Here is a 24,133-nt window from a genome sequence, read left to right on the forward strand (position 1 = left end):
TATCACAACGTAATCAGGATGGCAGCTTGCCGTTATGCATTAGTTTTTAGTTTTTCTTTCCAGCTAAACATTTTACTAAATTATTAACGGCTTGTTGTTCTTCTGTGCTATTAATTTTCATAAAATTTCTTGAAACTTCAATACACATACGTTGATGTTGAGTATGTACGGGCTGCGGTTTATTAGCTTCTTCTAAACCTTCAAAGAAATAATCAATATTCCTATCTAAAGCTTCTGCGATTAGTACTAGCCTTCCTACAGAAATTCTATTAATTGCTTTTTCGTATTTTTGTAATTGTTGATGCGTAACATCAATTACTTCAGCCAGTTGTTGACGAGACAACCCCTTAGCGAGTCTTAAAGAATAAATTTTCTTGCCGATAAAACTATCGATTTTTTGTATAATATCGTTTTTTCTACCCATGATCCTCTCCTTGGTTACTAATTATATCTATATTTAAAAATTTTCTTTGAACAAAAATGATATTATCCTATATTATTATAAAACATGTGGTTATTAATAATTTAATACCGTTAAACTTATCCAAGCGTAGGTAGAAATAATACCATAAATTAATATTATAAGCAACTATAAAATAACATTTTTTAAGTTTTTTGTAATCATTTAGTAAATAATTATTAAAGAATAAAATTATTTCTTATCAAATAAAAATATCATAAGAACTTTAAAATTATTTGTAAAATATGAATACCTTATGTTTTAAAAACTTATTTACTGAAGCATAAATTAACAATTTATAAAAAAAAATTTGGTGTATTATAGAAAAATATAAAATTAATGCAAGGAAAAAATTTCATTTCTATATTCATATTTTAAATCAAGGATAAAGTATAGTTTCATTTTAATTATAAATTAATTATTTACAGCGAACTTATTTAAGATTAAATATAAAATTAATAATAACAACTTAGCTTTTATAATGAGAAAAATTTGTAATTGTCTTTACGTAGCCTTATTTAGAACAATAGAAGATGATGGCGTTGAACATTCGGGATATATGTCATTCATGATACTTTTATCTATTTTCCCTTTCCTAGTATTCTTATTAGCTTTAACAAGCTTTTTAGGAGCTTCAGAACTTGGTCAAAATTTTATACAAATTTTTCTAGAGAGTCTTCCAGAACAAGCAATGGAATCAATAGAAAAAAGAATACGCGAATTACTAAGTGCTCCTCCTCAAAGTTTAATGAATCTTGCCATAGTAGGCAGTATTTGGACTGCTTCTTCTTTTGTAGAATGTTTAAGGACTATTTTAAATCGTGTATATCAAATCAAATCTCCACCCCCTTATATAAGAAGAAGATTACTTAGTATTATACAGTTTCTTATAATTAGTGCCTTGATTACCTTTACTATGTTTCTTTTAGTGGTGATTCCAATATTATTTACAAAAATTCCGATAATATTAGAGACCATTGAAAAATATAAGATCATTTTAAATTTTATAAGATATTTTTTAATTTTAATTTTATTATTTTTAGGTGCCTCATCTTTGTATTATATATTACCTAATGTAAAACTAAATTTTATTGATGTATTTCCAGGGGCTTTATTAACTGTGATATTATGGATAATAAGCGGCTATTTGCTTTCAACTTATATAGTCTACTATAATCAATTAAATCTAATGTATGGTTCACTTGGTAGTATAATAGTTACATTAATATTCTTTTATATTATAAATATGATATTTATCTATGGTGCGGAATTTAATTATCTAATGAAAAATTATGAAAATATAGAGTGAAGTGCAGCTTAAAGCACTTCATCAGAAAAATAAAATACTGAATTGAAACAATTTCGGCAGTTTTATATTTAATATTTTATATCAATCTTTATTTTAGTTGTAAAAAACAATTATTGTTTAGTTTTTAGGTTTTGTGAACAACATACAAATTATTTAAAAAAATCCGGTTTAAATAACATAAAGCTCGCCTGAGATGATGTCGGTAATGGAGTTAAATTATATTGTGGATCGAAAGCATTTCCGTAAATTTTTTCTATTGTTTGGAGCGAACTTGGAGATTTCAAAGCCAACAATATTGACTTTAAAATAGTAAAAATTGCTATATATGGATCGGTTTCGGGGGAAGATAAGCGATGTTCTAAACGTTTGGGAAAAGCATTTGGAGTTCGTACGGCTACGCTTCTATTATTTCCACCGTACGATATATGCGTAGGAGCCATAAATTTTTTATTTATCCGTGAATAATCTAGAGTAGTAGGCATAAAAGCGAGTAGGGTGTCTAACATATAGTGACATAGCCCTTGTGCTGCTAAAATTATATAATAATCATTGAACTCGGAATGAAAATTAATATGAAAATGCATACTATTACCATAATCATCCAAAAACGGCTTAGGCGAAAAATCTATATAACCGTTTAACTGCTGTGCCATTTTTTTTAAAATAGTTTTAACCTCTAAAATATTTTGTATATATTGTATTAAGTTTACAGAAGGGGGGAGATCTATTTCAAATTGGTTATTGCCTTTTTCTTTTTTTATTTTAGCAATTTGAAATCTAGCTAAGTATTTTCTTGAAAGTATTTCAAATTTAGCTATATCAATATTGTGACTTAAATAAAACTCTATTTCTACGCCCATAATAGGGATTAGGTTATAGTCTTGATGAAATTGTGCTATTATTTTTTCTAGCTGTTTATTTTTTTGTAAACGACCGGATAAAGTATTAATAAAACTATTATAATTAATATGGGATATTTTCATGGAAGGATTAATAAACGGATCAGTTTATTATAAAATTTTTGATAAAACATTCAATAATTCTAGTCATAGATATATAAAAAAAAATAACGCTATAAATGAAACAGAAATAGTTGAAAACAAAAAATCTATTACTACTTATTTTAAAGCACAAGATATTTTAATTTTAAACCAAGTACATGGCAATCAAATTGTTAATGCTGACGAGTCCATAATTGCCTTACCTGAAGCAGATGGCAGCATTACAACTAAGAAAAATTTAGTATTAGCGGTACAATCAGCAGATTGTGTACCGGTATTACTTGCAAGCGGCGACGGTAAAATAATCGGAGCGGCACATGCAGGTTGGAAAGGAAGTATAAATAATATTATTAGTAATATAGTTACTAAAATAACAGAAAAAGGAGCAAAGAATTTAATAGCAGTGATAGGTCCTGCTATAGCTCAAAGTTCATATGAAGTTGATGATGAATATTATAAAGCTTTCTTAAGTAAGGATATTAACAATAAACAGTTTTTTATAAACTCTATAAAAGAAAATCATTATATGTTTGATTTACCGGCTTTTGTAGAGTTAAAACTTAAAGAAGCAGGCGTCAAAGATATAAAAAATATTGCTGAAGATACTTACACAAATCCGTTAAAATATCCAAGTAAAAGACGCTCATATCATTTGCAAGAACCTTATAATCAGAATATATTATCAGCTATCGTAATGAAATAATGGCATTGCTAAATAAATATTGATGGTTTGAAAAAGCTACACCATTGCAAGGAGGCGTTGTTGCATGGACACTGAGTCATCATTGTGAGCAGCCGTAGGCTGCGTGGCAATCTAGAAAATAATTAAAAAATTCTGTAAATTAGAATTTTTTACTGGATTGCTTCGTCAATTACTTTGTAATTTCCTTGTAATGATAGGAAAACCGGTCTACGCAACAATGCTTGCTCGCAATAACGATATCTATCTTTATTTAGCAATGCAAAAATCACTCTTCATGTATCGGAGTATATTAATGAATCAAGATAAACCTTACTATCAAATAGTTTATGCACCAAACGATATTTTTAAAAAACAAGCAGAATATATAGACATTGTTGATGATAATATTCGTACTATTGTCGATAAAATGCTTCAGAATTTACATATAGAAAGGGCAGTGGGCTTGGGTGCTAATATGGTAGGAATATTAAAGCGTATAGCGGTAGTTGACCTACATGAAAATAATAAATCATCGCCTATAGTTTTTATTAATCCGGACATAACTTATTTTTCAGAAGAAAAACAAACTTTTATTGAGGGTTCTTTATCGTTTCCAGGCATTGAAGCATCTATTACACGATCAAAAGCAATCAAGGTAAAATATCTTGATTATAACGGTAATAAGCAAAAACTAGCAGCAGAAGGCTTTTTAGCAACTGTAATTCAGCATGAAATAGATTATTTAAACGGCAAAACTTTCTTAGATTATTTATCAAAACTTAAGCGTGATACACTACTTAAAAAGATGCTAAAGCATATAAAACTCCATCCTCCACATATTCACGGTAGCGATTGTAGGCATTAGACATTGTCTCAAACTGCGCTGCTAGAGGTAATTTATACATCAAGCCTAGACGCCGTATCCTCACGTACTAATTTGTACGCTGCGGTGACAAGTGCTTTCGTGTCTCCTTTAAATTCCTCTCTATAAGTGTTTGGAAAGATGTCTATTAAAGTTTTTGACATTTAAATTTAAAATTATGTTATAACTGACTAGTTAATTAACTAGTTCATTATATGAAAAACACAATTACAGCCTTTGATGCTAAAACCCATTTTTCTAAATTATTAGACCGAGTTAGTACAGGTGAAGAAATTTTAATTACTAAAAGAGGAAAAGCTGCTGCAAAAATTGTTCCTATTGATTCTCATAATAATATTGAAATAGCAAAGATTGCAGCTCTTAGACTTCGAAAACTTGCAAAAGAAATTAATTTACAACCATCGGATTTAGAAGTATGGCTAAATTACAAAAATGAGGGTAAGAAGTAAAAAATGGTCTCTTTTGTTTTAGATTCTTCAATTGCTTTATCATGGCTTATGCCTGATGAAGTAGCAAGCTTGGATATACTAGATAAAACCATAACAGAAGGAGCAATTGTCCCTGCTATTTGGGGGCTTGAGATTGGAAATGTATTATTATGTGCAGAGCGTGCAAAACGTCTTACTGCAAATCAACGTCACCAAACAATTTATACTTTAAAGGATCTTTACATCAAAATTGATCAAATAACATTGGAACATATATGGTGTGAGACAATGGATTTAGCCGTACAATATGGATTAACACTTTATGATCTAGCTATTTAGAGCTAGTATTAGGCTGTGGGTTACCAATAGCAACACTTGATACATCCTTAAAACACGCAAGTAAAGCCGCTGGGGTCGTAGTATTATGATCACATCTTCACAAGTCGTAGCCAAGCTGCCCAGTCACGTTTGCCTAAATCTTCTTCAAACGATAATAAGTCTTTTACCGTCTGCTTACATATTTCTACGGAAGGGATTATAAGCTCTTGTTCTTTTGTAGAATTTAGTAGGCATTGCGTTTTACAAGCTTGTTCTAAATGGTAAGTATAAAACATAGCTTCATGAATAGTTTTTCCGCAGGTAAATAGCACCGTGATTACGAAGTAACATCACATAATTCTGTTTAAGGTCAGTAACAAGTCTACTACTCTGTTTGTCGGCATCTAGTACTAGAGAATTATAATTATTATATGATATTCTGTCGTAAAAATGTAATGCCCATTGACTGATCGGTACAAGCCCGCATTTTAAAGCAGAAACGGCAATAGCTGCAGGAGTATGATAATGAAAAATAGCAGAAATATCAGGGCGTGTTTTATAAATACTACCATGAATAAAGTAACCGGTTTTATTATATTGATATTCTTCTCCTTCTAAAATTTGTCCGTCTAAACTAACTTTTAAAAGATTCTCTGTAGTTACTTCTTCAAATCTTAGTCCAAAAGGATAAATATAGTAAAAAACGGCATTTTTAGGTCTTGCGGATAGATGCGTATAAGTATGATCATCCAGCGATAAATACGCCATTATTCGGTAAGCGGCAGCTAAATTATATTTTATATCCATAATTGTTAAAATCTATATTGGTTTTATGTTATTCTCACGTGATGTTATTACGTGAATCAGCTTTCCCATCTGAGCTACGGAAATTGCATAGCAATTGATGAAGCAATCTCAGAAGTCTGTTATTATTTTATGAGATTGCCACGCAAATACTACAACTGATGGCAATGATGGGGTAATATCTACACAACAAGGCCACACAGGAATGACATAGGAGCTGTGCAATAAATCCTCAACTCTATTTAAAAGGAGCGTATACCGCTTCTTCCTTTGTTTCTATAATCGCTTCTTTAGGAGCTTTTATGCATTCTTGTAAGGATTTCTTACCTAAATACGGTACTAGATTATAATTTAATATATAACATTGTAAATTATCTTTCTTACCGCTAAAGTTAAATTCAATTTTATTGCCTTGCTCCAATAGCTTTTTCACTTCTGTTGTTTGCTGGATAAAATTCTTTTGTTCTAAGTTTAAGTGTTTGATTCTTAGTATATTTTTTACTACGGAAAACGTAGAAACAGCAAGAAGCAGAAGGAATATAAATAACTCTTTATTACTTTGCTTGTGTAAGAAAATACTATTTTTAACATACGAAGCTGCAATCATTCCGATAGCTATAACATAACATCCAAGATATCTCAGTAACGATGCCCCTCTAATTGCCTCTTCATAACTAAAGTTAAAGAAATATAAATATAACCGCCACAAAGCAAAAATTATAAAACACGCAAACGTACTTATCAGGAAAAATTTATATTCTTTCAGCAAACCCGGTTTATATTTACGAATTCCGTACCATGCAGCTATACAAATAGTATATACAACTAAACTTCCTTCTTTTAATAAGAATAACAAGAGAAATTTACCGTAATTTAGTAATAATGATCTATGCTGTTCATTAAAATTTTCAGCAATATATACTAAATTGCTAAAACTATGTTCGCATCTGTCAAAAAAATCATGGGTGTTTTTAAAATAACTCATCCAAATAAAATTACACAAAATAGGTAAAGTAAGTAAAATCAGATATGTAATATAATCACTTGATTTCTTAGGCTTTTTATAAAAAATTGTATAATGAGCTATAAGAATTATCGAAGCAAAACTAGCAAGCCATGTTCCAATTTCTCGGAAAGAGGCAAGTAATATCGTAATAGGTAAAATAAGCAATAATGCTTTTTTCTTGTCTTCCGCAAGGATATAAATTGCAAAAATAGCTCCGAACATTAAGCCAATAGTACTATCGTTATATATTGAACGAATTCCGGTCGTATATAATACTACGCCGCAAAGTAAAAGTGAAAACAACATTCCGGTTTGCCACACTTTCTTATTTGCGGCTAAAGGAGCTAGAAATGCTAAATGTAATAAGAAATGAGCAAATAATACGTTACCGTCCGAATAACCTGAAAGTAGCAGCATAAAATAATGATAAACGGCAGCTCCTCTTGGATAATGGGCATGAGTAGTAATAATGGAAGTTAACGAAGACTGATTTTCAAAAACACCGAAATATAATAATTCTTTAGTAAATATTCCCCAATGTGAGAAATCATCATAAGAATGCAGCGATGCATCTCTGGTATAAAGAAAAAACAAAAGAATCAATAAAGTAAATACAATGATTTCAATTATATTTTTTCTAGATTCCTGCTTCCACAGAAATGAAATGAAGGAGGTATTATTGCGTAGATCAAGAAATGCGTGCGGTGTCATACCGTGGCTTGACCACGGTATCCAACAATATAACTTAAAAATACTAAACATTTTTAACTGGATCCCGCGATCAAGTCGCGGGATGACAGGAGCGGAGCCACCCCCTACAACAACGCCTATAAAATGCAAGAATGACATGAAAGCTAAAAATATACCGATGCAATAATATATATATGTTATAGCCGGTAATAGCTTTAACATAGCAAAACAATATAAAATCGGTACTAATATGCTGATTGTTATGGGAATAGCGAAAGTCAATTTTGTTTTGAAATATTTGGCAAAAAAAGATGAAAACCCAAAAATGCTTAATATTGGTATTATGATCATATTAATTTGTAAATATTGTAAATAATTTTTTGGTCATTGCGTGAACCGGTAAAACCCACTGTGTCACCCCGTGGTTAAGCCACGGGGTGACAGAGGTGAAATTGATTCACGCAACAAGGCCACGCTGAAATGATATAGCACGAAAATGTCCGGTACTATAGGTATCCAATACCCGCTCGCAACAACGCCTTTATCACCCGTGTTTAATTTTAGCTTGTGCTGCGGCGATTCTTGCTATAGGGATACGATATGGAGAACAAGAAACATAGTTTAAATTCATTCTATGAAAAAATTCTATAGAGGCAGGGTGCCCTGCATGTTCTCCGCAAGCTCCGAGTTTCAAATTAGCATTACTGCTTTTTCCGCGTTTTATAGCAATTTCAATTAATTCTCCTACTCCTTCTTCATCGAGAGTAGTAAATGGATCGGATTCAAAAATCTTTTCTTCTAAATAATATGGAAGAAAAGAGGCAATATCATCTCTAGAAATTCCATATGTAGTCTGAGTTAAATCATTAGTACCAAAACTAAAATAGTCAACTTCCTTAGCTATTTTCTTACTGCCGAGTGCTGCCCTGGGTAGTTCTATCATAGTACCGAGCGTAAAGGAAAACTTATAGCTATAACGTTGCTCTAATTCCTCTATTACCGCATAAATATCCATTTTAAGCTTTTTTATTTCACCTACATTGCTAATTAAAGGAATCATTAATTCTAAGTTGCATTCTATATGTTCTTTTTTATGTAGCTCAAAAATAGCTGTAAAAATTGCTTCAATTTGCATTTGGTAAATTTCTGGCGAACATATACCAAGTCTACATCCACGGTGACCGAGCATAGGATTTACTTCATGCATAGCATGAAGACGTTGATTAATCATGGATAAAGGTAGATTTAAGCTATTGGCTAAATTCTTTTTATCTTCTTCGGTGGTAGGTAAAAACTCATGTAACGGCGGATCAAGTAATCTAATATTTACCGGTTTATCTTTCATTACTCTGAATAAAGCTTTAAAATCCTCAGTTTGCAGAGGTAATAATTTCTGCACGGCAAGCTTTCTCCGTTCTATATCAGGAGCAATAATCATGTCTCTTACTAAAGGAATTTTATTTTTATCAAAAAACATATGTTCGCTACGACATAAACCTATACCTTGAGCTCCAAACTTTACAGATACTAAAGCATCGTTAACTGTTTCAGCATTTGCACGAACTTTTAAGCTACTAATCTCGTCTGCCCAATCTAAAATTAATTTTGATTCCTCACTGAAAGTAGGTTGAATTAACGGCATTTCACCTAAGAAGATTTTACCGCTACCTCCGTCAATCGTTATAATATCACCTTGTTTAATAACTATGTCGCCTGCTGTTAATATTTGTTTTTTCTCATCTATAGATAAATTACTTGTACCGCAAACACAAGGCTTCCCCATACCTCTTGCCACAACTGCAGCATGTGAAGTCATTCCCCCTCTAATAGTTAAAATACCTGAAGAAACATGCATTCCGTTAATATCCTCAGGACTAGTATCATGGCGTACTAAAATTACTTTATGATGATGAGATAATTTTTCGGCATCATAAGGTGAGAATACTGCAATACCTGTTGCAGCCCCAGGAGAAGCAGGTAGCCCCTCAGCAATAGAAGTAAGCCCCTTACTGTAATCAATTCTTGTATGTAATAATTGATTTAATGATTCCGGATCGATTCGCATTAAGGCTTGTTCTTTAGAAATAAGCTTTTCTTCTACCATTTGTACGGCAATATTAATAGCAGCGATGGCTGTTCTTTTTGCAGTACGTGTTTGCAAAATATATAGCTTATTATTTTCTATAGTGAATTCTATATCCTGCATATCTAAGTAATGTTCTTCAAGCTTTTGTGCAATTTGTGATAACTCCTTAAACACTTCCGGCATCATTGCTTGCATAGAATTTGAATCATTTGCAATAATAGGCATAGGTGTTCTAGTTCCCGATACTATGTCTTCACCTTGAGCATTTATTAAAAACTCTCCAAAGAGCTTTTTTTCTCCTGTAGAAGGTGATCTAGTAAAAGCAACTCCCGTAGCTGAAGTTTTACCTAAATTACCGAAAACCATTGCTTGGATATTAATAGCCGTACCGCAATCCTCCGCAATATTATTGATTTTTCTATATATAACCGCTCTATTACTCATCCAAGAATGTAGCACCGCTTTAATTGCCGATTCTAACTGTTCATAAGGATCATTAATTAGTTGCTTAGTATACTTAATATGCAACCGTTTGAAATCATCAATAATTTTTTCTAATAATTCTACGGTAATATCGCTATCTTTATGAATATCGGCTTGCATCTTGTGCTTTTCGTAAATTTGTTCAAATAGATCACGAGGTATAGATAATACCGTTGAACCGTACATTTCTAAAAATCTTTTGTAACTATCAAGAGCAAATCGTTTATCACCGCAGGAATCCGCAAGAGCATTACACACTTCGTTATTCATTCCAAGATTAAGGATAGTATCCATCATTCCAGGCATTGAAACCGTAGAGCCCGAACGCACCGATAACAATAAAGGATTGCTTGTACTGCCGAAAATTTTACCGGTAATTATTTCAAGTTCAGTGATAGCTTTTTTTAAGTCGCTTTGAAAGTTTTTAGGAAAGTTATTATTGTGGGTATAAAAATAATTACATAGCTCTGTAGTTATTGTAAAACCATCAGGAATAGGTAGTTTTAGGTTGGACATTTCGGCAAGACCAGCACCTTTGTTACCAAGTATATTTTTCATTCTAGCGTTTCCATCACTACCATTACTGCCAAAATAATAAATTAATTTTTTCATATCATATATCAAAATTTGCTAACAATTTATGTGTTTAGGAGCATTAAATACATATTTATACAGTATGAAAAAAATAGTAGCAACGTTAAATTAAGAATATCTTTAATAAAATAGTTGAAATTTTAATTTGTTATTATACTTACTAATTTAATTATATTCTGTGTACAAAAGTCAAATTTTCAAAAAAAATCTTATTAATTTTCGCTAAAAAATATCTCAAAATAGCAAATCAATTAGAAACCTTCACAGAACCTAATAAGTTAATTGAACTTATGCTAAATGTTATTGACTAATTTAAGAAAATTGACCATAATTCTAAATGGTCGTGCAGTTGCGTGATAATATAGCAAAGCTATAGATCACGAGGAAAGTCCGGACTCTATAGAGGTATGGTGCCGGTTAACCTCCGGCAGAGTATTATTACTTTAGGGACAGTACCACAGAAAATACACCGCCAAGTATGAATACGAAGATCAACTTCAAAAAGAGCTAGGAGTTCACAAGACGAGGAACGGAGCGTATACTTAATACGTGAGTACCGTAGTACTTGTGAAATGACGCAGCCAATTTTTGCAGTTGATCGAGTATTTTTGGTAAGGGTGAAAAGGTACGGTAAGAGCGTACCGGTAAGTTGGTAACAAATTACGCATGGTAAACCCCACCAAGAGCAAGATCAAATAGGCGTTACAGAACTTATCAAGTTCCCGGGTTATCTCTAACCGGCTTGTAATGCGGGTAGATCGCTTGAGGTAAACGGTAACGTTTATCCTAGATAAATAACTGCAATGAATTAATATTCATACAGAATCCGGCTTATAGACCTTATTGTCATCCCGCGACTTGATCGCGGGAGCTTAGAAAATAGCTTAACAAATATTGATAGATCCTGCGATCAAGTCGCGGAATGACTAGGACTGTAACACAATTTAATGAAAAAGTTATATCATAATCCTATTTGTCCTCTTTCAAGACAAGCCCGTGTCTTCTTAAAAGCATTAGATATAGAATTTACTACGATTAAAGAAGATTATTGGCAATTCAATAAAGATTTCTTAAAAATAAATCCTGCCGGAACTTTACCTATTTTAGCAGAATCATACGGCTTATGTGTGGTAGGTATTTATCCTTTTGTTGAATATCTTAATAGCAAATATCCGAATTTTAATTTTTTAGATGAAGATATTGATATTTGTTGCGAAATTAGACGATTATTCTTTTGGTTTAACGATAAATTTTATCGTGAAGTTACTAAGATTATTATCGATGAAAAAGTTATAAGATCAATTGCTAAAATGAGCAGCCCACGAACCGAGTTTTTACGTATTGCAAAAAATAATTTAAATTATCACTTAGAATATATAACTTCTTTACTAGAAAAAAGAAGTTATCTTGTATCGGATTCACTCACTATTGCTGATATTGCCGCAAGTTGTCACTTATCGGTACTCGATTATTTCGGTGAGATTTATTGGGATAAATGGACGCTTATCAAACATTGGTATTCACTAATTAAATCAAGACCGGCTTTTAGGTTATTACTACAAGATAGAATCCCTGGCTTTACCCCTCCAAACTATTATACAGATTTAGATTTTTGAATAGACTTCTTCGGAAACTCTACTTCTAGAGCTAATTTGTGCGTCAATTCGCTGCTCGCATCCTCTCACGTACTTCTACGTACGCTGCGGTTCTGTTGTGTTGCGTGTTTCCTACACATTCCTCTCTATAAGCGCGTTTCCGAAGAAGTCTAATATATAATTTAATAATTTGATTCTTTCCGTATCATGAGCTTTTAGTATTTTATGAATATTATTAAGAGATTGATTTTTTATGAGTGCAGGATCATATTCAAGATGAACTCCACTTAAAATAGCTGTCCCGTCGCCGTAAGTACATTTTATTATTGCAGCCTGAGAATCCTCATAACTTGCTATTATTTCAGTATCTTTGGTATTTTCTGCATCAATAAAATATCCACCGCCATTATAAAAAGCATAACAATCCTTAATATTTAAATTAAGTGTTGGATTTATTTTTAGATACGCGGCTCTTGCTCCTTTATGTGAGTTGTAATAATAAGGAGCAAGCAATGGTCCTCTAACCGTTCCATTGAAAATCTTTAATTCTCTTTTACTTATAACCTCTATATTTGTTCCTTTAGCAAATTCTACATAGTTACCGCTGTAGTAACTGCCTGCACATATCCCAAGAAAATTACCACCGTTTTTAATATAATTCTTTATATTAGCATTTCCTTTGCCTTGCAATTTTTGTACATAGTATAAATCTCTTCCACCGAGTAAAATAAGTAATAAGGTGTTTTGAACCCACTTTTCGTCTATAATTTCTTGTGCAGTAATATAATCTACGTTATACTTTGGAGCATAAAGTCTTAAGGTATGCACGCAATGCTTAATACTTTCTTTTGAAACTCCTAGATCATTATAAATTTTTATTTTCATTTTTATATTCTTGACAAGGACATTATATAATTCTATTTAGTGTAATTACTTAAAAATAAATCATGCGGTAATTTTATGCAACTTAATTCAATCTCACTACCGTTAACCACAAGGCAAGCAATAGAAATAGTTTTAGGAGTGACATTACTTACTATTTGTTCACAAATAGTAATACCTATAAAGCCTATATTTATTTCATTGCAAACCGTTGCAGTAATATTCATCGGACTTACATATAATAAGACTACCGCACCTTTAACAATATTATCTTTCATAACTCTTGGAGCAATGGGAATCCCTGTGTTCGGAGAATTTTCAAGCGGTTTACGAATATTATTCGGTCCTACCGGAGGATATCTAGCAGGTTTTGTAATTGCCGTATATGTTATGGCTAGCTTAAAAGATAAAATTTTTACTTCTAATCAATGGTTAAATCAGATATCTTTATGTTTGATCGGTAATATAATTATTATGAGTTTAGGCTGGATGTGGCTCTCTACACTCTTAGGAGCAAGCGGTGCCTTTTACGGCGGCGTATTACCTTTTATAATACCGGGAATAATTAAATCAGTATTATTAATTGGACTTATCAATGCAGTAAAACCAAAAATTCGATGAACTTCAGTATTGCCTAAAAACAGTTGATCTAAAGTTTTGATGTCATTCCCGCGCAAGCGGGAATCCGCTACTTTTAAGCTTTCTAAAAGCTTGATTTATCTCGCTTTACCCTGTTTCGAGCCATGCAAAAACACCACCTTTGCAGGAATGGCATCGATCTTTAAGTTGACAACAAATATGGTATAACTCTATCATTCATGAAAAAAATCAATAACAATGCTAATGCCTCATTTTCCCGTGCCGACCTGGAAAAATAACATTAAATATGATCTTGAAAATATAGCAAGACTTTTAAGAGCCTTAGGTAACGCTCATTTAAGGCTTCCTCCCGTCATACATATAGCAGGTACAAACGGTAAAGGTTCAAGTAGTGCTATGCTTAAAAGCATCTTTACGCTTGCCGGTTATAAGGTACATTGCTATACATCTCCTCATTTATTAGAATTTAATGAACGAATCGTAGTAGCAGGTGAGAAAATCTCGGATAATGAATTATGGCAGGTTTGTGAGCAGGTGAGGGTAGCAAGCGAAAAATTTAATATTGAACCTAGCTTCTTTGAAGGTACTACGGCAGCAGCGTTTCTAGCATTTGAGAAAACAAAAGCCGATATATTAATTTTAGAGACGGGACTAGGCGGTCGGTTAGACGCAACAAATATAGTAGAACAACCATTAATTACTTTAATTACACCTATTTCATATGATCATATGCATATGCTGGGTAATACATTACCCCTAATAGCAGTTGAGAAAGCTGGTATTATGAAGTCTTGTGTTCCTTGCGTTATAAGTATGCAAGTTTTGGAAGTTTATGAAACATTATTTGCCAAGGCTGAAGAGTTAGAAGTACCGAGTTTCTGTTATGAATATGATTTCGGTATTAAAAAGACGGACAACGGATTTATTTATTCATCACGAAATTTTACCTATGAGTTTCCGACTCCTGCACTACTTGGTGATCATCAATTAATAAATGCTGCAAGCGTTATTGCCTTAATAAGCCTTATTAACAAACAATTTAATATTAATAATGAGGTTATTGCTAAAGGATTACAAAATACTATTTGGCCTGCTAGAATCGAAAAAATAGAACCGAAAAAATATTCTAAATTAATAGGTGATAATGTTCAAATTTGGATAGACGTAGCTCACAATAATGGCGGAGCTCAAGTTTTGGCAAATTGGATGCGTGATAATTTAAAATCATCGATATATTTAATACTCGGTATGACTAAAAATAGGAATATTGAGGAATTTTGCTCTTACTTTAAGGATTTGACAATTAAAGGTTACGGCGTTAAAGTTTTATCCGAACCGCTAAGCCATAGTGCAGAAACAATAAATTTGGAAGGCAGAAAGAGTGGTATTGATTTTAGCGAAAGCAACTCACTCGAAGAAGCGATTAGTGATATAAAGAAGATAAACGGCGATAATAAAGCAAATATTATAATAACCGGATCGCTTTATTTAGCGTCCGATTTTTATAAGTTACTATGATGTCATGCCTGCGTGGATACTAAATCGTCATTGCAAGCAACTGCAAGGAGCGTGGCAATCTCATAAAGTAGGACTCCTGAGATTGCTTCGTCAAAATTTTCAATTTTTCCTCGCAATGACGTATTGGTTCTCGCTATAAATATATAAAAACCAACATAGGAGAAAATAACATGACCTATTGCAACAAATCTAATCAAACCTCATATCCTTTTATCTTACCTGATTTACCTTATGAGAAAGAAAGTTTTAAACCACATTTTACTCTCGAGACTTTTGATTATCATCATGGTAAGCATCATAATACTTATGTACAAAATCTAAACAATTTACTTAAAGATAAAGAAGAATTACAAAAAAAAGATTTAGAAGAAATAATAGAATGGTCATCACAAAACTCAAATACGGCTATTTTTAATAACGCAGCCCAAATATGGAATCATACCTTTTTTTGGCATTCAATAAAGCCGCAGGGCGGAGGTAAGCCAAGCGGTAAAATATTAGAACAAATTAATAAAGATTTCGGTAGTTTTGAAGAGTTTTGTAAACAGTTTAAGCAAGAGGCAGTAGGGCAATTCGGTAGCGGCTGGGCATGGCTTGTATATCACGATAATAGGTTACAAATTATAAAAACCGCTAATGCCGGTACACCTATAGCACACGGTATGAAGCCGCTTTTTGCATGTGATGTATGGGAACATGCTTATTATATTGATTATCGTAACAAACGACCTGATTATGTTGACATATTTATTAAGCATATGATCAACTGGAAGTTTGTAGAAGATAACTTAATAAAATAAAACTATGGCTGATATAAAGGTAAGAAAACATCCTATTATTAATAATCTGAAGCAAGAGTCACAAACTCCTGTAGTTAATGAGCAATCTGATATATTAGAGGAGTTAAAAGACCTAAAAAAAATTCAACAATCTTCTAGCAATCAAATAAAAACATTGCAGGAGTTAGAGCAAGCACAGAAAGCTCCTATCGAATATATAGCTTTTAGTGGAGGAGGAGCTAAGGGAGCAATATATTCCGAAGCTTATGAGACAGCAAAAAAGCTGGTATTTTAGATAATGTCAAGGCGGTAGCAGGTTCTTCCGCTGGTGCTATAACTGCCACAGTGGTAGCTCTTGGGACACCCGCCTGAGCGATTTGAAGCAATTTCTAAAAATACAAATCTGCAAACTTTACTTGGAAAAAAAGGATTTTCTGTGGATATAGTACAGTTAAATAAAGACGGTAAACCTTTATATGCTCTATTAGAACTTGTTATTAAAGAAAATATAGGAAATTTTTTACAGAGATCAGATATAGTAAATGTTAAAGATGATAAAGCTCTTGATGAATTAAGAGAAAGATACAACCAAAAAGACGGTAAAATATATTTTAAGGATATAACGTTACTGCGAAAATAAAATCCAGTGCAGTATAAAGATTTAGTAATTATGGCAACTCAGCAAGAGACAAGTGAACTAACTATTTTCAATAGCTTTGATACGCCAAATGTTGAAATTACTTTAGCTTACTGTGCTTCTGCTTCTATACCGCTTGTTTTTAAGTCGGTAGAAATTGACAGTAAAAAATATATAGACGGCAGATATAGAGATAATATACCGACAAAATATTTTAAAGGCAATGAACTGGAATTTGATACAAAAACAATAACTGATAATATGGAGGAGATTACCTTAGCTAAAAAACAAGGTAGAACTCTAGCTATGGCTTTTGGTACGTGTATGGAAGCTGATGCAAATATTGCTATATATAGTGCAAAAAAATTTGAAAGCCCAAGTGATATTGTAAAGTTTTTAGCTGATATATTATTTAAGACACTTGCAAAAGTAGGAGGAAAATTTAAATATACTGAAACTCTAAGAGCAACTAATGAACAGTTACGTGAAAATGCTTTAAACACTGCTGTTTTAGATACTACCGGAATAGATACTTTGGATTTCAAAGATGCACACAAATATTCTAATTATTTGCATATTAAAGGATATTGTCAAACTAGAGAACATTTGAATAATCATGACCTTGGCAAAGAAGCAGATAAAATATTTGACCATCAAAAATTTCTACTATAATGTTTATGAAGTTTATGATAATAACAATCTACATAAAACATTTGGCACTACATTGTTAGAAATGTTTATTCAGTCAAAAGAAAATAATACTTCTAAATGGCAAGAAGGAGTTATTGAAAATCATGATGATGAAGCAAAGATGTTATTATCATTTTGTAAAACCGGAGCATTAAACGAAAAAGAATTAAATGAAAAGCTTAAAAAATATGTAATTATTGCTGCCACTAGTCGTAATAATACACTAAAAGCCGATACAAACTCATTGAACGCTTTATTGTATACCTTAAATGATACTGCTGCTTCAAGTAAAATAAAAGATAGTTTCATTGAGGTACTTGGAATAGATAAAAATAAAGATGTAAGATTTGATAAAACTAAAACCTTTGATGAAAATATTGCTAAGTTTAAATTGACTAAACAAGATTTAGAAAGCTTTATAACTAAGAGTAAAAGCGAAGCACCAAAAATTCAAAGCAAACATAGTGTAGCTACAAGTCATGTCAGTAGGGGGCGAGTTAGGTGTTTTGATGTCATTCCCGCTTTCGCAGGAATGACATCAAGCGGGTTTTTCAAGACATGCAACAAAGCTCGCCTTTCCTCGCAATGACGGCTACTCAAAAAAATGAATATCGGTAAATTTAAACTAATTGTTTTTGACAAGCTAGACAGTACAAACTCTGAGGCTATGAAAATGGCTCAGAATGCTAAAGTTGATTCAAACTATGCAGTACTTGCCAAATCTCAAACTAATGGACGTGGTAGAAGCGGCAAAAACTGGCAGTCTAGGTCAGGTAACTTACATGTAAGTTTACTAATAAAGCCTGATAAAGAGCTAGAATTAGTGCCGCAATTATCTTTTGTTACGGCACTTAGCGTTTATGATAGTATAACCTCTTTATGTCACTCCTATAGTTCTCTATGTCATTCCCGCGAAAGCAGGAATGACATAAGGAACGAAAATAACATTATACAACTCAAATGGCCCAATGATGTATTAATTAACAGTCGGAAAATTGCCGGTATACTTCTTGAATCTGTTAAAGTAGAAAATAATTATTACCTTATTATCGGTATCGGCATTAATATTAGCTATCACCCTGATAATATCGACCAGCCTACTACTAGCTTAATAAGCGAAAATCTACCACCTATAGAACCGCAAGCTTTACTTAAGATATTAATAGAAAATTTTGAAGAATATTATCAAATTTGGCATAATAACGGTTTTCCTTTTATTAGAAAAAAATGGTTAGAACATGCTTATAAGTTATATGAAAATATTAGCGTTAAATATCAAAATGATATAGTAACCGGTCTTTTTAAAGATATCGATAATACCGGCAGAATAATATTGCAACTACCGTCCAAAAAAATAATCTCTTTTTCCAATGCCGAACTTTTTTTTTAGCAAAAAATATTACTAAATTTAAATTGTAGATTTAATTTTTGTTAACTTCTACTTAAGCTCCAATTTAAACAACCCAAGTTATCTGTCTCAAGCGTTTTTAACAAATGCATATGAGCCATTAAACGAATTTAAAAAACTTTCTTCTAATAACATTCGTACATTAATGCAAGATTTTATAAAATTGAAAAAGCTTTTAAATGTACACTATTTACGGGTAATAATAACGCATGTGAAGGTTTAGTAGAATTATATGACGAAGTAATAAAAAATGCCTAATTAGGAACTTCAAAATATAAATATAACACAATTTAGAGATATTATGGTCTTAGTCGGAAGAGAACTTAAGCATGAACAATGTATAAATACCTCCTTATTGTCAGTAAATATTAATGAAAAATTTCTCAAACCAAGTGTTGTTACTCACGTAAAAACTATTGAAATATGTCAACAGCAAAATAGTGAAGATCCTTTCACAATTAACGAGTCAGAAATATTTAATCAAAAATGCAAGGTTAAGCAGTACGGAATTTGAGCAATTTAATAGCTTTTTTAAAGCAAGATGTGGAAGTAATTTTGCTTTGAGATTTAGGAATTATGCAGATTATAGAGGAATTAACGAAGTTATTGCTAAAGGGGACGGTAATTTAAATAAATTTCAGCTAAGGAAGATATATGGCGATCCTATTGCTCCTTACGAACGAGTTATCACTAAACCGGTTAATAATAGTGTCATTCTATACATGAATAATGTCAGAACTATGGGCATTGTAGATTACAACGATGGTATAGTGACCTTACCAAGTCCCTTAGGTCAAGATGTAATTTGAACTGCTGATTTTACTTTTGACGTAGCAATTAGATTTAGTATAGATAGTTTTGAATATTCTTATTGTAATGACGGTTCTATAGCGTTATACAACATAGAGTTAGTGGAGGTGATTATATGAGTATTGCGATTGAAGAGGTAATTACAAAGCTTACGAATTTTGTTTATTGTTTTTAAATTAAGCGAGCTAGCGGTGGGGAATTAAACTTAACAAATAGCGATCATGCTATAAAAAGTGAAGAGAGAGTTTTTTTACCGAATTCCAGTTTAGATTTAAAAGAAGCAGAATTTAACGATTCCGCACAAAACCATATAATCATTGAAGGTATTTTTGAGGAAAACGGCTATTATAACGGCGGTCAAATTATATTCAGCAAAATCGTTTTAACAGTAAAGTTCTAAGCAATTTCGGTAATTTGATTATATTAGAGGATATTATACCGGATTATGTTAAAGATGCCGAGGAAGTAAAAATTACTGCCGGATGTGATAAAAATTTTATAACCTGTTGCAATAAATTTAATAATGCTATAAATTTTAGGGGCGAACCGCTAATACCAAAAACAGATTTTATAAATTTAGTATAATCAATGAAACAAAGTTTTATAAAACTAGTATATGCAGAGCTACAGAATATAATAAATATGAAAAGCTCCAAACAACAGCAAAAAAAAGAAACGCAATTAATTGATTATTTTAAAATAGTTGAAAGTAATATATTATATACATTTCAAAAAATAACACAGGGATATGAAAGAGACTAAACGTTTTTTTAATAAAAATAATAGATTAAATAAAGGTTATGCTAAGACTTTTAGTGTAAACGAACCTGATAATAATTTTTACCGTAAAAAATTTGAACATATATTACCGCCAATTGATTTAATCAGTGAGTATGAGAGTATTTATCCCGGTACTTTACAGGAATTAATGCATATGGCACAACAAGAGCAAGCTCATAAGCATGCTATAGACCTAAAAAACTTGAAAATACAGGCAAGAGTCGCTAAATTAACACGAATCTGTTTATTAATATTTGGAATTTGCCTTGTAGTTTCAATTTTTTTTAAAACTTTCTAAATAAAATTAAAGATAAAATATTTTATTTACTTGTAATTTTAAATAAAATAAGTTAAATCCAATATATATTTATTTATAAACATAATACGGAGACATTTTATTTCTAAAAATAATTTTCCTAAGGCTAATAGAGAAATCAGAGCTAGAGAAGTGCGTTTAGTAGGCGAAAACGGCGAAATGCACGGCGTCGTAAATATTAGAGCAGCATTAGATATGGCGGAAAGAGCCGGTCTTGACTTAGTCGAGATATCACCGAATGCTGTACCCCCTGTCTGTAAAATTCTAGATTTTGGTAAGTTTAAGTACGAAAGCAAAAAACGTTTGCATGAAGCACGCAAAAAACAAAAAATCATCGTACTTAAAGAAATGAAATTTAAACCTAATATTAGTATAGGTGATTTTGAAACTAAGTTAAGAAAAATAAAAGAATTTTTAAAAGACGGAGATAAAGTAAAAATTTCTTTATGGTTTAAGGGACGAGAGATTCTTCATAAAGAGGTCGGTCAAGAACTATTTAAACGTATAGAAGTAGGGCTCGAAGGACTCGTTAAAATCGATCAGCATGCTAAAATGGAAGGTAAACAGATGATAATGATCGTTAGCCCTGATATTAAGGTGCAATAGCTACTCAAATCGTCATTGCGCGTGAACGTAGAGAGTGTGGCAATCTCAGGAATTTTACTGTTTCATGAGGTTGCCGCGTCGAGGCTTGGCCTCTCCTCGCAATGACGTGTAATAACAACAATAAAAAGTCAAATCTAAATAAGTTATGCCGATTAAAATTTTAATGCCTGCTTTATCTCCAACTATGACGGAAGGAAATCTAGCTAGGTGGTTAAAAAAAGAAGGGGACAAAGTTAATCCTGGAGAAGTAATTGCTGAAATTGAAACCGATAAAGCAACGATGGAAGTAGAAGCAGTAGACGAAGGTATACTTGCCCAAATAGTTATCCCACAAAATAGTCAAAATGTACCTGTTAACTCTTTAATTGCCGTGTTAAGTGAAGAGGGAGAAGAAAAAACAGACATTGATGCGTTTATTGCAAAAAATAATAGTGTATCACCGTCACCGAAAACAGATGCTAATCTTCCGAAACCCCACGAGAATATAACTAATGTAGAAGAACAGGTAACAGTTATAAAACATGATGCTAGTAAAATATTCGCCTCACCACTTGCAAAAAGACTTGCAAAAATGAGAAATATTAGATTTGAGAGCGTGAAAGGTAGCGGTCCGCACGGTAGAATAGTCAAACAAGATATCTTATCATATACTCCTAGCACTGCTCATAATAAAATAGTTAGCAGAAATCCTGCAGAATATCGTTTAGTACCAAATAATAATATCCGCAAGATTATAGCCAAGCGTCTGCTTGAATCTAAACAAACAGTTCCACATTTTTATTTATCTATAGAATGTAATGTCGATAAATTGTTAGATATAAGAGAAGACATTAATAAATCTTTTTCTGAAGATAAATCAACAAGGATATCGGTTAATGATTTTATTATTTTAGCAGTAGCCAAAGCTTTACAAGAAGTGCCAAATGCCAATGCTAGCTGGGGAGAAGATGCAATTAGATATTACAATAATGTCGATATTTCAGTAGCGGTAGCGATTGAGAACGGGCTTGTTACACCGATAGTTAAAAATGCCAATCAAAAAAACATTCTAGAACTATCTCGTGAAATGAAAGCATTAATAAAGAAAGCAAAAGATAATAAATTAACCCCTGAAGAATTTCAGGGCGGAGGGTTTACCATTTCTAACCTCGGTATGTACGGTATTAAGAATTTCAATGCTATAATTAACCCACCGCAAAGTTGTATAATGGGCGTCGGAGCTATTGCAAAACGTGCTATAGTCAAGAATGATCAAATAACTATAGCCACAATTATGGACGTAACTCTTTCTGCCGATCACCGAGTAGTAGACGGAGCAGTCGGTGCTGAGTTCTTGGCAGCATTTCAAAAGTTTATAGAGAGTCCTGTTTTGATGTTGATATAAGTCGTCATTACGAGCAGCCATAGGCTGCGTGACAATCTCGTCAAATATCCTGAGATTGCTTCATCGTAACTTTCAGTTGCTTCTCGCAATAACGTTGAAATCTCAGCCATAAACAAATCACAATAAAATAACATGCGTTTTTCAGATAATTTAGCAAAAATTTTAGACAAATACGAAAATTTAGGCAATAAACTATCTTCCGGCATTATGGGAGACGAGTTTGTTAAGGCATCTAAAGAATATGCAGAACTTGAAGATGTTGTAGCAAAAATTAAAGAATATAATAAGGCTAAATCTGAGCTTGAAGAAGCAAATAATTTTAAGCTAGAAGTGGGACTTGATAATGCCACTTTAGAAATGATTGAAGACGAAATATACACTCTTGAAAATTCGTTACCAAAACTTGAAAGAGCCGTAAAAATTGCTTTATTACCAAAAGATGATGCGGATAGTAAAAGTGCTATTATTGAAGTTAGAGCAGGAAGCGGCGGAGAAGAAGCGGCACTTTTTGCTGCCGTACTTTTTAATATGTATCAAAGATATGCTGAGTTAAAAGGATGGCGTTTTGAGATATTAGCAATTTCCGATACGGGAATAGGCGGTTATAAAGAAGCATCGGCGTCAATAAAAGGCAAAGATGTATTTTCTAAGCTCAAATTTGAGTCAGGCGTTCATAGAGTACAGAGAGTACCGGAAACGGAATCACAAGGACGTATTCATACTTCGGCAGCAACGGTTGCAGTACTTCCTGAGGCTGAAGAGGTTGATATTAAAATTGAAGATAAAGACTTAAGAATCGATACTTATAGAGCTTCAGGGGCTGGTGGACAGCACGTTAATACTACCGATTCTGCCGTACGTATAACTCATATCCCTACCGGTATTACCGTAGCCTTGCAAGATGAGAAGTCACAGCATAAAAATAAAGCAAAGGCGTTAAAAATTCTACGTGCTAGAATTTATGAAGAAGAACGACGTAAAAAGGAACAAGAAAGAGCCGATAGCAGAAGAGGGCAGGTAGGTTCGGGAGATCGTTCGGAGCGGATACGTACTTATAATTTCCCACAGGGAAGAGTATCCGACCATAGAATACACTTAACACTTTATAAGATAGACGAAGTAGTTAAAAACGGACAATTAGATGAGTTTGTTGAAGCTTTAATTGCAGATGATGAAGCTAAAAAACTTTTGGAGATATAAGTGTATATCGTCATTGTGAGTAGGCATTGTTGCGTGGATCAATTTCACCTCTGTTCACCCCGTGGCTTGACCACGGAGTCCATAAAAATAATAAAAAATACTAATAATGTTAGTATTTTTAACTGGATCCTGTGGTCAAGCCACGGGGTGAACAGAGGTGAAATTGATCCACGCAACAATGCCT

22 protein-coding genes, 1 other RNA gene and 5 pseudogenes are annotated in these 24,133 nt (G+C 32.5%); 21 read left to right on the forward strand and 7 right to left on the reverse strand.

What is annotated here, in order from left to right; all coding sequences use genetic code 11:
- Nucleotides 1-46: 46 nt before the first annotated feature.
- Nucleotides 47-424, reverse strand: coding sequence for a helix-turn-helix domain-containing protein (locus tag ACHBLB_RS06015; protein WP_010977292.1), 378 nt, complete (start codon nucleotides 422-424; stop codon nucleotides 47-49).
- Nucleotides 425-941: 517 nt separating this feature from the next.
- Here ACHBLB_RS06015 and ACHBLB_RS06020 point away from each other — a divergent pair.
- Nucleotides 942-1,769, forward strand: coding sequence for a YihY/virulence factor BrkB family protein (locus ACHBLB_RS06020; protein ID WP_012150857.1), 828 nt, complete (start codon nucleotides 942-944; stop codon nucleotides 1,767-1,769).
- A 149-nt stretch (nucleotides 1,770-1,918) separates the two neighbouring features.
- Here ACHBLB_RS06020 and ACHBLB_RS06025 read toward each other — a convergent pair whose 3' ends face one another.
- On the reverse strand, nucleotides 1,919-2,752 hold the full coding sequence (locus ACHBLB_RS06025; RefSeq protein WP_475841356.1) for a type I glutamate--ammonia ligase: 834 nt from the start codon (nucleotides 2,750-2,752) through the stop codon (nucleotides 1,919-1,921).
- Here ACHBLB_RS06025 and pgeF point away from each other — a divergent pair.
- From pgeF to def, 3 genes and pseudogenes are all read left to right on the forward strand, one after another.
- Nucleotides 2,751-3,473: a peptidoglycan editing factor PgeF gene (gene pgeF / locus ACHBLB_RS06030; RefSeq protein ID WP_475841358.1), complete on the forward strand. Its 723-nt coding sequence runs from the start codon at nucleotides 2,751-2,753 to the stop codon at nucleotides 3,471-3,473. The two genes, ACHBLB_RS06025 and pgeF, sit on opposite strands and share 2 nt — an antisense overlap.
- Nucleotides 3,474-3,544: 71 nt before the next feature.
- A pseudogene (locus ACHBLB_RS06035) lies at nucleotides 3,545-3,657 on the forward strand (lytic transglycosylase domain-containing protein); the annotation flags it as partial.
- A gap of 108 nt (nucleotides 3,658-3,765) precedes the next feature.
- Nucleotides 3,766-4,317, forward strand: a complete 552-nt coding sequence (def, locus tag ACHBLB_RS06040; RefSeq protein WP_475842779.1) for a peptide deformylase — start codon at nucleotides 3,766-3,768, stop codon at nucleotides 4,315-4,317.
- A 32-nt stretch (nucleotides 4,318-4,349) separates the two neighbouring features.
- Here def and ACHBLB_RS06045 read toward each other — a convergent pair whose 3' ends face one another.
- Nucleotides 4,350-4,478, reverse strand: a complete 129-nt coding sequence (locus ACHBLB_RS06045) for a palindromic element RPE1 domain-containing protein (protein ID WP_475841360.1) — start codon at nucleotides 4,476-4,478, stop codon at nucleotides 4,350-4,352.
- A gap of 51 nt (nucleotides 4,479-4,529) precedes the next feature.
- On the opposite strand from ACHBLB_RS06045, the gene ACHBLB_RS06050 reads away from it, so the two are divergent.
- Nucleotides 4,530-4,784 carry a type II toxin-antitoxin system Phd/YefM family antitoxin gene (locus tag ACHBLB_RS06050; RefSeq protein WP_475841362.1) on the forward strand — a complete coding sequence of 85 codons (255 nt, stop codon included), beginning with the start codon at nucleotides 4,530-4,532 and terminating at the stop codon, nucleotides 4,782-4,784.
- A gap of 3 nt (nucleotides 4,785-4,787) precedes the next feature.
- Nucleotides 4,788-5,102, forward strand: a complete 315-nt coding sequence (locus ACHBLB_RS06055) for a type II toxin-antitoxin system VapC family toxin (protein WP_475841365.1) — start codon at nucleotides 4,788-4,790, stop codon at nucleotides 5,100-5,102.
- Nucleotides 5,103-5,191: 89 nt separating this feature from the next.
- Here ACHBLB_RS06055 and ACHBLB_RS06060 read toward each other — a convergent pair.
- Both ACHBLB_RS06060 and ACHBLB_RS06065 read right to left on the reverse strand, forming a co-directional pair.
- A pseudogene (locus tag ACHBLB_RS06060) lies at nucleotides 5,192-5,888 on the reverse strand (class II aldolase/adducin family protein).
- Between the two features lie 235 nt (nucleotides 5,889-6,123).
- Nucleotides 6,124-7,803 carry a hypothetical protein gene (locus ACHBLB_RS06065; protein WP_475841368.1) on the reverse strand — a complete coding sequence of 560 codons (1,680 nt, stop codon included), beginning with the start codon at nucleotides 7,801-7,803 and terminating at the stop codon, nucleotides 6,124-6,126.
- A 28-nt stretch (nucleotides 7,804-7,831) separates the two neighbouring features.
- Between ACHBLB_RS06065 and ACHBLB_RS06070 the strand changes: the two genes are divergently transcribed.
- Complete coding sequence (locus ACHBLB_RS06070; RefSeq protein WP_012150863.1) at nucleotides 7,832-7,957, forward strand: hypothetical protein; 126 nt, start codon at nucleotides 7,832-7,834, stop codon at nucleotides 7,955-7,957.
- A gap of 168 nt (nucleotides 7,958-8,125) precedes the next feature.
- Here the strand turns inward: ACHBLB_RS06070 and ppdK are convergent, their stop codons facing one another.
- Entirely contained in the window at nucleotides 8,126-10,762 is a 2,637-nt protein-coding gene (gene ppdK / locus ACHBLB_RS06075; RefSeq protein ID WP_475841370.1) for a pyruvate, phosphate dikinase, read from the reverse strand.
- Nucleotides 10,763-11,077: 315 nt separating this feature from the next.
- Between ppdK and rnpB the strand changes: the two genes are divergently transcribed.
- Both rnpB and ACHBLB_RS06085 read left to right on the forward strand, forming a co-directional pair.
- Nucleotides 11,078-11,594: RNase P RNA component class A (gene rnpB / locus ACHBLB_RS06080), an RNA gene on the forward strand.
- Nucleotides 11,595-11,691: 97 nt separating this feature from the next.
- A complete protein-coding gene (locus ACHBLB_RS06085) occupies nucleotides 11,692-12,360 on the forward strand; it encodes a glutathione S-transferase family protein (RefSeq protein ID WP_475841372.1) in 669 nt (222 codons plus the stop codon).
- Between the two features lie 111 nt (nucleotides 12,361-12,471).
- On the opposite strand, the gene ACHBLB_RS06090 is transcribed toward ACHBLB_RS06085, so the two are convergent.
- Nucleotides 12,472-13,224 (reverse strand): BPL-N domain-containing protein, encoded by a 753-nt coding sequence (locus tag ACHBLB_RS06090; protein WP_475841375.1) that lies wholly within the window; start codon nucleotides 13,222-13,224, stop codon nucleotides 12,472-12,474.
- Nucleotides 13,225-13,299: 75 nt separating this feature from the next.
- Between ACHBLB_RS06090 and ACHBLB_RS06095 the strand changes: the two genes are divergently transcribed.
- The 12 genes and pseudogenes from ACHBLB_RS06095 to prfA all read left to right on the forward strand — a co-directional run bounded on the left by ACHBLB_RS06095 (nucleotide 13,300) and on the right by prfA (nucleotide 23,949).
- Nucleotides 13,300-13,842: a biotin transporter BioY gene (locus ACHBLB_RS06095; RefSeq protein WP_475841377.1), complete on the forward strand. Its 543-nt coding sequence runs from the start codon at nucleotides 13,300-13,302 to the stop codon at nucleotides 13,840-13,842.
- A 216-nt stretch (nucleotides 13,843-14,058) separates the two neighbouring features.
- Nucleotides 14,059-15,339 carry a folylpolyglutamate synthase/dihydrofolate synthase family protein gene (locus ACHBLB_RS06100; RefSeq protein ID WP_475841379.1) on the forward strand — a complete coding sequence of 427 codons (1,281 nt, stop codon included), beginning with the start codon at nucleotides 14,059-14,061 and terminating at the stop codon, nucleotides 15,337-15,339.
- A 170-nt stretch (nucleotides 15,340-15,509) separates the two neighbouring features.
- Nucleotides 15,510-16,139, forward strand: a complete 630-nt coding sequence (locus ACHBLB_RS06105; protein WP_475841382.1) for a superoxide dismutase — start codon at nucleotides 15,510-15,512, stop codon at nucleotides 16,137-16,139.
- A gap of 4 nt (nucleotides 16,140-16,143) precedes the next feature.
- Nucleotides 16,144-17,938, forward strand: a pseudogene (locus tag ACHBLB_RS06110) (patatin-like phospholipase family protein); the annotation flags it as partial.
- Nucleotides 17,939-18,049: 111 nt separating this feature from the next.
- Nucleotides 18,050-18,864, forward strand: a pseudogene (locus tag ACHBLB_RS06115) (biotin--[acetyl-CoA-carboxylase] ligase).
- A 429-nt stretch (nucleotides 18,865-19,293) separates the two neighbouring features.
- Nucleotides 19,294-19,782 (forward strand): annotated as a pseudogene (locus tag ACHBLB_RS06120) (phage distal tail protein, Rcc01695 family).
- 56 nt (nucleotides 19,783-19,838) lie between these two features.
- A complete protein-coding gene (locus tag ACHBLB_RS06125; protein ID WP_475842781.1) occupies nucleotides 19,839-20,063 on the forward strand; it encodes a hypothetical protein in 225 nt (74 codons plus the stop codon).
- Nucleotides 20,064-20,077: 14 nt separating this feature from the next.
- Nucleotides 20,078-20,248, forward strand: a complete 171-nt coding sequence (locus tag ACHBLB_RS06130) for a phage BR0599 family protein (RefSeq protein ID WP_016916830.1) — start codon at nucleotides 20,078-20,080, stop codon at nucleotides 20,246-20,248.
- Between the two features lie 163 nt (nucleotides 20,249-20,411).
- Entirely contained in the window at nucleotides 20,412-20,741 is a 330-nt protein-coding gene (locus ACHBLB_RS06135; protein WP_014362932.1) for a DUF2335 domain-containing protein, read from the forward strand.
- A gap of 150 nt (nucleotides 20,742-20,891) precedes the next feature.
- On the forward strand, nucleotides 20,892-21,365 hold the full coding sequence (infC, locus tag ACHBLB_RS06140; protein WP_475841384.1) for a translation initiation factor IF-3: 474 nt from the start codon (nucleotides 20,892-20,894) through the stop codon (nucleotides 21,363-21,365).
- Nucleotides 21,366-21,510: 145 nt separating this feature from the next.
- Complete coding sequence (locus ACHBLB_RS06145; protein ID WP_475841386.1) at nucleotides 21,511-22,749, forward strand: pyruvate dehydrogenase complex dihydrolipoamide acetyltransferase; 1,239 nt, start codon at nucleotides 21,511-21,513, stop codon at nucleotides 22,747-22,749.
- 132 nt (nucleotides 22,750-22,881) lie between these two features.
- The gene (prfA, locus tag ACHBLB_RS06150) at nucleotides 22,882-23,949 is read left to right on the forward strand and encodes a peptide chain release factor 1 (RefSeq protein WP_475841388.1); all 1,068 of its coding nucleotides are present in this window, start codon (nucleotides 22,882-22,884) and stop codon (nucleotides 23,947-23,949) included.
- Nucleotides 23,950-24,133: the final 184 nt, after the last annotated feature.

The sequence above is a fragment of the Rickettsia lanei genome, assembly GCF_056242675.1.